General features: G+C 45.8%; 8 protein-coding genes. 3 read left to right on the top strand and 5 right to left on the bottom strand.

Features of this window, described 5'->3' with window-relative positions; translation table 11 throughout:
* Positions 1-50: 50 nt before the first annotated feature.
* Positions 51-710: a hypothetical protein gene (locus BLR32_RS04470; protein ID WP_143011361.1), complete on the bottom strand. Its 660-nt coding sequence runs from the start codon at positions 708-710 to the stop codon at positions 51-53.
* A 167-nt stretch (positions 711-877) separates the two neighbouring features.
* On the opposite strand from BLR32_RS04470, the gene BLR32_RS04475 reads away from it, so the two are divergent.
* A complete protein-coding gene (locus BLR32_RS04475) occupies positions 878-1,906 on the top strand; it encodes a PDZ domain-containing protein (protein ID WP_089829025.1) in 1,029 nt (342 codons plus the stop codon).
* A 737-nt stretch (positions 1,907-2,643) separates the two neighbouring features.
* On the opposite strand, the gene BLR32_RS04480 is transcribed toward BLR32_RS04475, so the two are convergent.
* Positions 2,644-4,014 (bottom strand): aldehyde dehydrogenase, encoded by a 1,371-nt coding sequence (locus BLR32_RS04480; protein ID WP_089829026.1) that lies wholly within the window; start codon positions 4,012-4,014, stop codon positions 2,644-2,646.
* A gap of 198 nt (positions 4,015-4,212) precedes the next feature.
* On the opposite strand from BLR32_RS04480, the gene gatB reads away from it, so the two are divergent.
* Complete coding sequence (gatB, locus tag BLR32_RS04485) at positions 4,213-5,667, top strand: Asp-tRNA(Asn)/Glu-tRNA(Gln) amidotransferase subunit GatB (protein ID WP_089829027.1); 1,455 nt, start codon at positions 4,213-4,215, stop codon at positions 5,665-5,667.
* Between the two features lie 15 nt (positions 5,668-5,682).
* On the top strand, positions 5,683-6,846 hold the full coding sequence (locus tag BLR32_RS04490) for a TlpA disulfide reductase family protein (RefSeq protein ID WP_089829028.1): 1,164 nt from the start codon (positions 5,683-5,685) through the stop codon (positions 6,844-6,846).
* Between the two features lie 72 nt (positions 6,847-6,918).
* On the opposite strand, the gene BLR32_RS04495 is transcribed toward BLR32_RS04490, so the two are convergent.
* From BLR32_RS04495 to BLR32_RS04505, 3 genes are all read right to left on the bottom strand, one after another.
* Entirely contained in the window at positions 6,919-8,328 is a 1,410-nt protein-coding gene (locus tag BLR32_RS04495) for a RagB/SusD family nutrient uptake outer membrane protein (protein ID WP_089829029.1), read from the bottom strand.
* An 18-nt stretch (positions 8,329-8,346) separates the two neighbouring features.
* A complete protein-coding gene (locus tag BLR32_RS04500; RefSeq protein ID WP_176842163.1) occupies positions 8,347-11,355 on the bottom strand; it encodes a SusC/RagA family TonB-linked outer membrane protein in 3,009 nt (1,002 codons plus the stop codon).
* A 539-nt stretch (positions 11,356-11,894) separates the two neighbouring features.
* Complete coding sequence (locus tag BLR32_RS04505) at positions 11,895-13,328, bottom strand: RagB/SusD family nutrient uptake outer membrane protein (protein WP_089829031.1); 1,434 nt, start codon at positions 13,326-13,328, stop codon at positions 11,895-11,897.
* Position 13,329: the final 1 nt, after the last annotated feature.

The following is a 13,329-nucleotide window of genomic DNA, read 5'->3' on the forward strand; positions in this document are numbered from 1 at the left end:
TGTATCAATTTGATATAACCTCTTTTTATTTCACAAAATTGATCATCGTATCATTTCTTCGCCTCATCTGCCGGAAGCTGTGTTTTTATGTGAACAGGCTTTGAACGGACGGCCTTGGAGAATGCCTTCCTATGTCTCCGTTCTGCCTTTCTGATCCCGCGCTTTGTTCGGGGTAAGGTTGTAACTGTGTAGCCCGTAAAAACTATCGGATGCTCAAATTTTATATGCAAATTCGTCACTACTACATCCTGATCATTTTCTGAAAGATCTGGCCGCTGGATCCGGCTTTCTGCAGCAGGCATTCCGGTCGTATCACTGTTACTAACTTTCGATCCGGCCGGCACGCCGGTAGTATCTCTTTGTTCTACTTGCGGAGTAATATCTACCTGATGTTGATTGGCCACGGCATTTGATGCAATGCCTGCCGCCAGCGCTGTACTCACCAGCAACGCCGGTACAATGGCATTCGCCCGTTCTTTCTCCATGAATAAAAGGTCCCTGTTAAGTTGGCTTTCACTGAAACGCCCACATACAGGCCCTCTGCTATCAAGGAACATCCTTGCTACTTCATGATCAGCGAGTTTTGTAAAGTCGATTATTTTCTTTGAGCATTGCCCGCAATACCTCCCTTTATCCATGGGAGTCATATCGTCCCATGACTCTGTACATGGCACCGGGATATCTACTTTAAACGGAACTTTTCTTTTCATAAATCAGATAACAACAGGGATTTCATCAAAAGTAATTTTATTTACCATGTATTGATTGATTATGTCTCCATACTTTCGCACTTCGCCTATTTTAACTTTTCCTTTATTATCACCCCTCCTAAATTTGCCTTGTTAACTACAATTCACTACATAAAAAGGAGGAAATTATGAGCAAGCTATTGCAAACCCTCACACTGGCAAGCATTACCTGCTTTGCTTTTAGCTCTGCCACTATCGCTCAGGATAAGAGGGGCGATAAACTGGGAGAGTATGATGAGATCGTTATTAAACGCAACAGTAACAAGGATGGGAAAGTGACCATCGAGATCAAGGATGGCAATGTACTGGTAGATGGGGAGAAAATGGATGCTTATAAGGACGGAGATCTTTCAGTTTACAGACGCCGTATCAGGCCTGTAGATGGCAATAACTTCAATTTCGCCCCCCGTGGAGGAGTACAGCTTTTCAACGACGATGAAAGCGACGATACTGCCGGAGGTATGATGGATATCAAGCCTGGTAAGGCTGTGCTGGGTGTATTTACTGAAAAGAAAGAAGCTGCAGGCGCTACCGTACGTGAGGTGGCGAAAGAAAGTCCTGCGGAAAAAGCAGGCATCAAAGCCGGCGATGTTATCACCCGGGTGGATGCGGATAAGATCAATGAACCACAGGACCTGTTTGAAAAGATCGGTGCGCACGATCCTGGCGATAAGGTAACCATCACTTACCTGCGCGACAAAAAAGAGAATACAGCTACAGTTACCCTGGATGAAAGAAAAGACGTTGGCACACTGCAACTCTTCCCCCGTGGCGGAACGCAGGGCTTCCGTCGTGCTCCCCGCGGAGAATTTAACTTCGGAGATAATTTCCCTGGATTTGGCGGCCCTAACCGCCTTCATGGTTTCAATGAAGATAATGACGTGAAACTGGGATTGTCTGTACAGGATACTGAAGAGGGCAACGGTGCAGAGGTATTGAGTGTAGCACCAGGCTCCGCTGCTGAGAAAGCCGGATTTAAAGCTAAAGACATCATCACTTCACTGGCAGGTGACGACGTTAATTCTACCCGTGATGTGGCGAATGCTTATCGTTCTAATAAGGATAAAGGCACTATTACCGCCCAGGTGAAAAGGGCTGGTCAGCAGAAGACTTTAGAAATTAAAGTCCCTAAGAAACTGCATAAGGCTGATTTATAATCAGATAAGTGACCGGCAACGGAATATCTAACCAGGTTCCAGCATCGTTTTTGCAACATTAAAGGCAGCCCTTTGAAATTATAAAGGCTGCCTTTGTTTTTGCAAGCATCTTCGAAAAGAGGCTGACCAAAAGCAAAAAAGAGCTTTTTGGTCAGCCTCTTCTCATTAACCCCTGCGACATTACAAATCCTATGCAAACACAGATATAACACATTTATCTACTACAGAAATCTCTCTTTTATAACCCAGTACACAATCCAATTTTTATATCGTCCTGGCAAAGCTGCTACCATAGCTTATTCGGTGAGATAACCCATATATAACCCATATATAAGCCATATATGACCCATATATAACCCATATTTATAGAGATATGGGTTATATATGGATTATCTATGGGTAAATGAAGGGTTATATATGGGTTACTATAAAGAATGCACAGGTATAACATTAGCTTGGGAGTACAACTAAGTCGTACTTCCAGGCGGGTATTGAACTGTATAATCCTGCTTATTGGAAATTTCAGTGAATGCTGGTACTGATATTATATTATCGTCTGTTCTATGCTTTACCGTCGCTTATTCGACGCGTCTTCGACGCTTGTTCGACGCTTGTTCGACGCTTGTTCTCTCAGGCAAAAGAGGGCTGAAAAACATAATCAATTAACAAACAATGAGTTAGTGTTTTTTCAGCTATATTATTAGCTCAAAACATCATATCAAAATTGTATCAGTCGCTTACTTCATCAGCCAGCGGACTATTTTAAGCTTATTCCTGAAGGGCGGATACTTCATCGCCACATCTATCCAGGTACCGGTTTTCATGATGCTTTTGGGATGTGTAAACGTGATAAAACTGTATTTCCCATGATATTGTCCCATGCCGCTTTGCCCAATACCACCGAAGGGCAGTTCAGGGTTCGTAAAGTGCCCGAGGGTGTTGTTGATACATCCTCCGCCAAAACTAAGCTGCTCGGTAACAACCTTTTCGGTGTCGCTCCTTTTGGTAAACAGGTACAGCGATAATGGCCTGGGCTGTTGCCGGACCAGCCGGACAGCTTCATCGAGGGTGTTGAAAGTAAGCACCGGCAATACAGGACCGAATATCTCCTCCTGCATAACGGGACTATCCCAGCTCACATCTTCTAGCAGCGTGGGCGCTATAAACAACGCATTTTCATCCGCAGCGCCTCCATGCAGGACCTTCCCCTGTTGCAAATAAGCGTTCAGTACCCCAAACCGCTTATTGTTGATGATCCGGGCATAGTCCGGACTAACAGCAGGATCTTTCCCGAAAAATTTAATGATCGCCTTCTTCATAGCCGCAACCAGTTCATCCTTCACACTGCTGTGTACCAGCACATAATCCGGTGCAATGCAGGTCTGCCCGGCATTCCAGAATTTCCCCCACACGATGCGTTTAGCGGCCACCCGGATATTGACCTTATCATCCACAATAACAGGCGATTTCCCTCCCAGCTCCAGCGTAACCGGTGTCAGGTGAGGGATAGCCAGTTCCATGACCTTACGGCCAATAGCAGCGCTTCCGGTGAAGAATACATGGTCAAAACGGTGCTGCATCAGGTCGGGGATGACCACACTGCCATCTCCTTCGACGGCGGTAATATAAGCCGGGTCAAAAGTCTCTTTGATAAGGGAAGTAATCACCGCGGATGTTTTGGGCGCCAGTTCAGACGGTTTTACAATGGCGCAGTTCCCACCAGCAATAGCGCCTGCCAACGGTGCCATAATCAGCTGAAAAGGATAATTCCAGGGGCCTATCAGCAAAGTTACACCCAGGGGCACCCGGTGTATCCTGCTCTTGCTGGGATACATGATGAAGGGGCTGGTCACATCTTCCGGTTTCATCCACCGTTTAAGATTACTGAGCAGATAGTCTATTTCCACGTAAAGGAAGCCTATTTCGCTGCTGTAAGCCTCAACGGGGTGTTTGTGCAGGTCGGCATGTAAAGCGTCTAAAATATCCTTTTCCCGCTTTTTTATGGCCATTTTCAGCAGCTTAAGCTGATGACGGCGAAATTTATAGGGCAGGGTCTTACCTGACGCAAAAAAGGCTTGTTGTACGTTATAAACATCCTGGGTATTCATACACCCTGAAGGTACTGAAAATGATAAAAGTGGAGATTGTTCGCTTGTTCCGTAGAAGAGGTATAGGAAAACAGAATATAGGTTGAATGGTTCTGCACCACAAGAATACTAAAATTTTGTTAAATTCCAATAATATTCCCGGGATTCCCCTTTCTACCCTTCATTATCTATATTTGCGCTAATAGTTAGAAGATCATCATGAGCGCAGCCATCGATTTTGACAAATATGAGGTAGTAATTGGCCTGGAAGTACACGCCCAGTTACTGACAGAAAGCAAATTATTTTGTGGAGACAGTGCAGCTTTCGGAGGCGCGCCCAATACCCATATCAGTCCTATTACACTGGGTCATCCCGGCACCCTTCCCATGCTGAACCGCAAGGCGGTGGAATACGCCATCCGGCTGGGACTGGCCTGCCAGAGCAGGATTGAAAGGGACAACTATTTTGCCCGTAAAAACTATTTTTACCCTGATCTCCCGAAAGGATACCAGATCTCGCAGCATACTGCCCCCATCTGTGATGGCGGGATTGTCACTATCCCCGTTGCAGGTGGAGAAAGACAGATCAAACTGAACCGCATCCACCTGGAAGAAGATGCCGGAAAATCCATGCACGACCAGGATCCATCTTTTACCATGGTGGATTACAACCGTGCCGGTGTTCCCCTGGTGGAAATCGTGACAGAACCCGACCTGCATAGCAGTGACGAAGTATATTCCTTCCTGACCACCCTCCGCAGGCTGGTACGCTGGCTGGATGTGTGTGACGGTAACATGGAGGAAGGAAGTATGCGCTGTGACGCCAATATTTCCATCCGCCTGAAAGGAGAGACCAAACTGGGTACCAAGGTAGAAGTAAAGAACCTCAACTCCATCCGTAACGTAAAACGTGCAGTAGAGGGAGAAATAAAACGCCAGATCACTATTGTGGAAAACGGTGGCACTATCATGCAGGAAACAAGAAGTTTTGATGCCGGCAACGGAACATCCTTCTCTCTGCGTTCCAAGGAAGAAGCGAACGACTACCGTTATTTCCCTGAACCGGACCTGGCGCCCTTCCATCTGACAGACGAATACCTGGACAATATCCTGAAAGCACTGCCCGAACTGCCGGAAGCAATGGTACAACGGTTTGTGAGTCAGTACGGACTGCCAGAATACGATGCCCGCGTGATCTGTGATGACAAGGCTACGGCCGACTATTATTCTCAGGTAGCAACGATCATTCCTGCATATAAAGCAGTGGCCAACTGGTTACTGGGCCCTGTGAAATCTACCCTCAATGAACAGGGTGGATCTATGGCAGAATTCCCATTGGCACCAGCTGCATTGGCCGGCCTGATACAACTTGTTGAAGATGGAAAGGTCAGCTTCTCCATCGCTTCTTCACGCATCTTCCCGGAACTGTTACAACACCCTGCAGAGCAGCCATTGGATATTGCTACGCGCCTTAACCTCCTTCAGGATAACAATGCAAACAACATTGCACCGATTATTGATGAAGTCCTTGCTAAGTATCCGGACAAAGTAGCCGAATTCCGCGGTGGTAAAAAAGGATTGATGGGACTCTTTGTAGGAGAGGTAATGAAACTCTCCAAAGGCAAAGCGGATCCTAAACTGACCAACCAGCTGCTGGCTGAAAAACTGAAATAATTATAACTGATCAATATGAAGAAATTTGCTTTATGGGCAGTGGCCGGACTATTCCTGGCCAGCTGTTCGCAACAGACAGAGAAGGGAGATTTTGTTATCAATGCACATATAGACAATGCTCCTTTAGGTAAAATATACCTGGAGGAACTGACACTTGAGGAAGCCAAAGTGGTGGATACTGCTGTGATAAAAGATGCCAGCGGTAAATTCACCCTGAAAGGTATGCTGCCAGAACAGGCGCTGTACCGCATCCGTTTTGCTGATAATAACCGCTTTATCCTGCTTGGACTCGATGCAGGTACCATGAGCATCGAAGGTGATTATAACCACCTGGAACAGGTTAAAATTGAAAACTCCGAAGCGTCTACAGAAATACAGCAACTGCTGAACGAAGCCAGCACAAAGAATCTGGCGCTGACTGCAGAAATGAAAACCCTGGACAGTCTCTATCAGGCAAAAACGCCGGATAGCGTCATGAAACCACGGGTAGCTGCTTTTGAAACCAGGAAAAATGAACTTGAACAGTTCATCATGAAAGCGGCTACAGATACAAAATCTCCTGCCGTAGCTGCGTTTGCATTAAGCATGGTGAGCACTCCAACCTTACTGCAGGATCAGAAAGTGATCAACGAGATCAAGACACGTTTTCCTGAAAATACACTGATAACCAGCTTCACCAACAAGCTGAATGAAATATCTCAGAAGAACGCTTCTCCGGGAACAGACGCTATGGCAGCAGAAGACGAGAATATGACAGCTGTGAAAATCGGACAGGTAGCGCCTGACTTTACCCTGCCTGACCTGTCGGGAAAGGCCACCAGCCTCAGTTCCTTCAAAGGAAAATATGTGCTGGTAGATTTCTGGGCCAGCTGGTGTAAACCCTGCCGCATGGAAAATCCGAACGTGGTACAGGCTTACAACACCTACAAGAATAAGAACTTCACGATCGTTGGTGTATCTCTCGACAGAACAAAAGAAGCATGGGCGAAGGCAATACAGGCAGATGGCCTTACCTGGAGCCATGTGAGTGATCTGAAATTCTGGGAATCTGCAGTGGTGCCCTTATATGGACTAAATTCCATTCCATCCAACATGCTGCTCGATCCGGAAGGAAAGATCATTGCTATCGGGCTGAGAGGCCCTGAGTTACAGGCTAAACTCCAGGAAGTATTGAAATAAAATTGTTCACAGTAATAGAAAGAGCGTCCGCTATATGGCAGACGCTCTTTTTTATTTACGGATTGGCCACTGTTATTTTTTGTATCCCGGGTTCTGTTCTATGTTACGGTTCACATCTGTCTCTCTTTGCGGGATAGGAAAGATGGCTGTGTTTGAAGTAGCTTCTACAGTACATCTGCCCGGATTCACCTGACCTGGAGTAGTACAATTTCTCACAATATCCAGCTTATTTCTTAAGAGGTCGAAATAGCGCTGTCCTTCAAACATAAACTCCACACGTTTCTCTTTGAGCACAGCTGTCAATACCGCATTATCTGCCACATTTTCGAGTGCAGCCAGGTTCCTGTGTGTACGGATTGCGTTTACATCTGCCAGTGCAGCAACATAATTACCTGACTTTGCGTATGCCTCTGCACGCGCCAGGTACATTTCTGAAATGCGCAGTATTTTAGGACTATGTAGTCCTGATATACCTTGCTGACCGGTAAACTTGTTATTCTGAAATTCGGAAGCACTGCCGGTAAATGCCGAAATGAAAACTCTTCTGGCATCACCCGGCTCTAATGAATTCACCAGGTCAGGAGATACACGGATATCCCCATAACCAGGTTTCCTGTACATCTGCCCCAGGTTGTCAGAACCAGCGGTTTGTATATCCAGTATCTTCAGCGTAAAAATATCTTCTCCGGCACCTGGTGTATTATAAAACTCAGCCAGGCTATTTGCGGGCTGAATAGTATATCCTGCATTGATCACTCTTGTTGCCTCCGCAATAGCAGCTGCGTTATCACCTTTATACAGGTACACCCTTGCCAGCAGCGCAGATGCTGCATAGGAGCTGGCATTGAAAGGATCGCTGGTATTCTCGTCCAGTAATGATTTGGCTTCGGTCAGGTCGGCAATGATCTGTGCATATACCTGGTCTACTGTACTTCTTGCCGGTGAGCCTACTTCGAATTTTGTTATCACAGGTACTCCCAGAGAAGTACCACCCCCAACGATATATGGCTCAGCGAAGAAACGCAGGAGATCAAAATGTGCCAATGCACGAACGAACAGTGCCTGTCCTTTGGCCAGATCTTTCTCTTCAGCAGTACCATCACTAATGACAGGTACGCTGTTGATAATATTGTTAGCCCTTAAAATAACGGAATATGCCGTGTTCCAGACACCGCTTACATCCCCGTCTGAAACAACCCAGCTTAACTTCCAGCTGGACAGGAAACGGTTACCATTACTGGTGGAAATATAGACGTTATCCGCTGTGACTTCCCCGAGTATCAGGTAATTTCTGCCATAATAATTTACAGCTCTCATCCCTGCATACATACCGTTTACAGCGGCATTCACGCCTTTGATATTTGATAAAGCCTCATCCGTTGGTAATTTGTCCGCCGGCGAAAGCTCCAGCTCCTTATTACAGCCCTGACCGACAAACAACAACAGGACTAACATAACAGTGTATACGAGTAATCTTTTCATATAAGATCGTTGCTTAAATTAGAAATTAACGTTTAGGCCAAAGGTGATACTCTTGGCAGGTGGATATCTGAAGGCCTCAAACGCGCTGATATCCTGCTCCGGATCCCATCCTGTATATCCCGTCCAGGTAGCAATATTCGCTGCCTGTGCATAGACTTTAACATCACTCACGTTAATAGCCCGCATCCATTTTTTGGGAAGGCTGTAACTCAGGTTGATGTTCTTAAGACGGAGGAAGGAACCATTCTCCAGGTACCTGGTGGATTGTGAGCTATTAGAGTTCCTGTTACCACCCGGAATCGGTTTGGGACGCTCTGCCACATCACCTGGCTTCCGCCAGTAGTTTTGTCCAGCCACTTTATCATAGCCATATCCAAAATAAAGACCGTCAGAATCGCCTAATCCCCTTGTTCTGTTAAGGATCTTATTGCCGGTCACGCCATAGAAGAATATGCTTAAAGAAATACCTTTATAGGTAACTGTGTTTGTTAATCCTCCGATAAACTTCGGCTGACTATTACCTACTATTCTTCTCTCTGCCTGATTGATACTGTTTGTTGTTTTACCATCTGCTGTATACCATAAGGGATCACCATTATCTTTATCAACGCCGGCCCATTCATTCAGGTACCAGCTCTGTACGGCCTGACCTACTCTGTGCAATTGTGTGGTAGAAGCAGATACATCTTGTCCGCCATACAGTGAGAGTATCTTATTCTTATTCGTAGATACATTCAACTCAGTAGTCCATGTCAAGCCGGAAGGAGCGTCTATATTCTTACTGGTAATAAGTGCTTCGATACCTTTGTTCTCCAGCGAACCAACATTCACTGGCTGCGTCAGGAATCCGCTGGTAGAGCTCACCGGAGTGTTCATCAGCAAACCATCCGTCTGACGTCTGTAAACATCAATTACAGCAGTCAGCCTGTTATCGAAGAACCCGAGGTCCAGACCAATGTTCAGCGATTTATTGCGCTCCCAGGTCAGGTTCCTGTTACCGATAGTGGAAGGAGCGTTACCTGGTTCACCATTATAAGCAGTAGCATAGTCATACAGGGCTGTAGCCACAAAGTTGTCAAAGTCGGCATTACCGGTCACACCATAACTAGCTCTCAGGCGGAGATCTGAAAAGGCTTTCTGCGATTTCATAAATGCTTCATCTATTACTTTCCAGGAAGCGCCGAAAGAATAGAATGTACCGAAACGATTATTTACACCAAACCTGGAAGATCCATCTGTTCTGATACTACCGCTCAGGTTATACCTGTTTTTAAAAGAATAGTTCAGCTGTCCGAGATAGGACAGAAATGTATATTCAGTACCATTACCTCCAACGTTCTGAGGAAGGGCCGTAACATCGAGTACTTTCAGTTTACCGGTTACAAGACCGATACCATCTGCGCTGAAGGACTTTGACTTGTACCTGTTATATTCAGTGAGTACGAGGTAATCCAGGTGATGATCTTCACTGATCTTAATATCACCGCTGATGGATAACTGATTCGTCAGTGTAGTGTTCTTCACATTCGTGTTAATGATCTCACCGCTCTTCGCAGGCTCCTGCGTATTGATACCGTCGCCCGTAGTAGGATCATAGAAGAGACCAGCCTCACCATATACGAGGTCCATATTCACTTTTTCCTGTATTTTCAGCCAGTCAAACACGCGATATCCTACAGTAAGTCCGCCTAAGCCTCTGAAGTTGGCCAGACGTTTATCATTCAGATATACAGAGTAAAGGAAGTTGTCGCCATTAGCGCTGACATATCCGTCTTCCAGTCCCGTATACAAAGAACCATCCGGCTTATAGGGGCTTTGAAAAGGAGATGAAAAATAAGCGCCCAGGATCGGGCTGGAGTAATAGCTGCCTCCCATTGCATTATTGGCGTTACTATGTGAAAGGTTCAGGTTCAATGCAATGTCCATGCGGTCATTCACCTGTTGGGAAACATTGGAGATGACAGTATATTTTTTAAACCACGAGTTGATCACAGTTCCTTCCTGGTTCTGATATCCACCTGAGATATAAAACTTTGTTTTTTCTGTCCCGCCGGAAGCAGCAATACCGTAATCCTGTGTAGTTGCTCTCCGGAAACCGGCATCATGCCAGTCAAACGCTGTCTGCAACAATGATGTAGGGAATTCCTCATCTATTTCTGCAGGAGTAGCACCATTGATCGCTAACACATCGCGGTTGTACGCCAGTGCTTCTGCAGGCGACATCATACTGGATTTGCCAAAGCTGGCTTTTGCAGTACCATATTGCGCTCTTGCACTGAGAGTAGCGACGCCGGCTTTGCCTTTTTTAGTCGTGATCACGATCACACCATTGGCGCCACGTGAACCATACAATGCAGTAGCCGCAGCATCTTTCAATACGTTCACACTTTCAACATCATTAGCGTTCAGGTTTGCCAGCAGGTCATTCGACTGTAAAGCCAGACCGGAAGTATTGTTAATATCTCTCCCATCTACGATAATCCCATCTATCACATACAATGGCGCAGCCCCGGCACTGATAGAACCTACTCCACGGATCCTTACGTTCTGAACAGCACCTGGCTGTCCGGAAGCACCTCCGATAAATACACCTGCTGCTCTACCCTGCAATGCCTGGTTAAGATCAACAAATGGTGTATTGGCAACTTTATCCCCTGATACTTCAGACACAGAACTTACTTTTCTTTGTCGGTTCGTATTGCCATAACCGGTAGCAATGTATTCACTCAGCGTATTGTCTGCTATGAGAGATACATTTAATGTCCCACTGCTACCGGGTGTCACTGTCTTTGCAGCAAACCCGATGGAAGAAACAATCAGCGACTGGTTGGCGTCAATTTCAATACTGAAGTTTCCATTCTGGTCTGTTGTTGTCCCTTTGTTAGCGCCCTGGATCCTGACAGTGGCGTAGGGTACGCCGGCGCCATCTTTGGCGTCTGTGATCTTTCCTTTGATCGTTCGTGTTTGGGCAAGCGCGGGCATCACGCTAATGGCCACGAATAGCCATAGGAGTAAAGTGTGTTTCATAAGCGATTTTGATTGATGAAAAAACGTCCGGTTATTTTCTGCTACATAGAAAGAATGTTTAGGATAATACAACGCATCAGCAATCATGTGCAGCGATTATGCACATGTACTACTGCTTTACGGATTTAACTGTGTGGAATGGGTTACGGGTTACTCCTCAGGTAATAGGAATACAGCCCCATGTCAGTCAGTACAGAGAAAAACCGGGTTGTCAGTTCACTTGTTAAACAATAATTACAATTCCTTTCGTCGGGCTATTAAAGTGGTAATCGGGTTCACTCTAAGGAATTCGGATTCAGATTTTGGTTCTATATACTCTCAATAAGTACTAATGCAATATACTGAAATCACGTGAAATTTTTCTGCACATTTTTTTCAATATAATGTAAGAAAAATGTTTCCGTATAACCCCTGCATATCCATCTCTATGCGTGATAGTACCTGTTACAATATATGAGTATAGGGGTAAGTTGAACACAAAAAAAGAGCGGCTGTTCATTGAGTGAACAGCCGCTCTTTTTATAATATCCGATATCAAATCAGTAGCCTGGGTTCTGATGACCTTTCAATGAAGGACTCAGATCTATTTCGCGTTGAGGGATGGGTAATATCACTCTGTCAGCACCTGCTTTCTTCTCGGGATCATTGGCACGCAATGATTGTCCTCTTCTTAACACATCCATTCTACGGTGACCTTCGAAGCAGAGTTCTTTACGTCTTTCATTCAGGATAGCGGTAATTAATTCATCCCCGGTGGCAAAGGTGTTGATGCTCCATGTTGTAAGTCCGGCACGTACTCTCAGCGCATTCATCAGGTCTATGGATTCCTGGTTCACGCCAGCTGTGGCAGCCAGTGCCTCAGCCCTGTTGAGGTACATTTCAGTCACCCTGATCATAGGTACGTTATCCTTTGCAGGAGTTACATCCGGGAACTTTAGTGTAAATCTTCTCTTTTCGAGATTAGCGGCTGTACCTTCATCACTCATGGCAAATCTTTTGTCGTTTGCTTCTGCAGAAAATGCCTGTATCAACTCAGGAGAAAAAGGACATGAACCATTGCCGCCTACGCCCGTTGGACGATAATATGCAGCCAGGCCGTTGTTACCAGGATCAGTATCAGTATTCTGAATGGAAAACACATCTTCTCTTGTATTACCGTCATAGAAAGCATAATCGCCAGCCAGTTTATAGTAAGGTGCGTCCAGTACTGCTTTTGCATACTGTGCGGCTTTGTCCCATTGCTCGCGGTACAGGTACAGTCTTGACAACAGTGCATTTGCTGCTCCTTTGGTAGCACGGCCTCTTGCCAGCATAGGATCGCTGAAAGTATCGCTCAGGTCAGGCAATGCGTCCAGCAGATCTTTTTCTATCTGAGCCTGTACATCATTTACAGTACCTCTGGCAGGATACGTAATGGTACCATCAAAGGATGCGGTTACCACCGGAATACCGGGTGCTCCACCCTGTGATACCTGATAAGGTTGAGAAAAGAGATTCAGCAGGTCAAAATAGAGGATAGCCCTCATGAATTTCGCTTCTGCCACATACATTTTCCGGTCAGTCGCTGTAAAGGAAGCGTCCTTTATACCCGGCACTTTGTCTACCACCGCGTTAGCGCCCATAATAGCATCAAAGTGAATACGCCACATGTCGCTTATGATCGAACTGGTAGGGGAAGCGATGAAATTGTTGATGTCACTCATAGAGGAACCTACATAAGTGCTATTATCTGCCATAAAATCGGCGATAACCTGCGTCTGACCTCCAAATACCTCTGGACGCTGAGAGCGGCTATAAACGCCGTATAATGCGCTTAAAGCGGTAGGCCCGGAAGTAAATACCTCGTCAGTAGGAATCTGCTGCTCAGGATTCTGGTCCAGGTCTTTGCTGCAGGAAAACAGGCTGGTACAGGTAAGACCTGCCAGCAGCCATATCAATATCTTTTTTTGCCCGTTCATTTTGGCTGTTTTCATA

Origin of the sequence: Chitinophaga filiformis, from assembly GCF_900102545.1 — a bacterium.
GTDB classification, from domain to species: Bacteria; Bacteroidota; Bacteroidia; order Chitinophagales; family Chitinophagaceae; genus Chitinophaga; species Chitinophaga filiformis.

What these genes read in the sequence shown, in the direction of transcription:
- BLR32_RS04470 (WP_143011361.1), bottom strand. Translation starts at nt 710, where the DNA reads ATGAAAAGAAAAGTTCCGTTTAAAGTAGATATCCCGGTGCCATGTACA.
- BLR32_RS04475 (WP_089829025.1), top strand. Translation starts at nt 878, where the DNA reads ATGAGCAAGCTATTGCAAACCCTCACACTGGCAAGCATTACCTGCTTT.
- BLR32_RS04480 (WP_089829026.1), bottom strand. Translation starts at nt 4,014, where the DNA reads ATGAATACCCAGGATGTTTATAACGTACAACAAGCCTTTTTTGCGTCA.
- gatB (WP_089829027.1), top strand. Translation starts at nt 4,213, where the DNA reads ATGAGCGCAGCCATCGATTTTGACAAATATGAGGTAGTAATTGGCCTG.
- BLR32_RS04490 (WP_089829028.1), top strand. Translation starts at nt 5,683, where the DNA reads ATGAAGAAATTTGCTTTATGGGCAGTGGCCGGACTATTCCTGGCCAGC.
- BLR32_RS04495 (WP_089829029.1), bottom strand. Translation starts at nt 8,328, where the DNA reads ATGAAAAGATTACTCGTATACACTGTTATGTTAGTCCTGTTGTTGTTT.
- BLR32_RS04500 (WP_176842163.1), bottom strand. Translation starts at nt 11,355, where the DNA reads ATGAAACACACTTTACTCCTATGGCTATTCGTGGCCATTAGCGTGATG.
- BLR32_RS04505 (WP_089829031.1), bottom strand. Translation starts at nt 13,328, where the DNA reads ATGAAAACAGCCAAAATGAACGGGCAAAAAAAGATATTGATATGGCTG.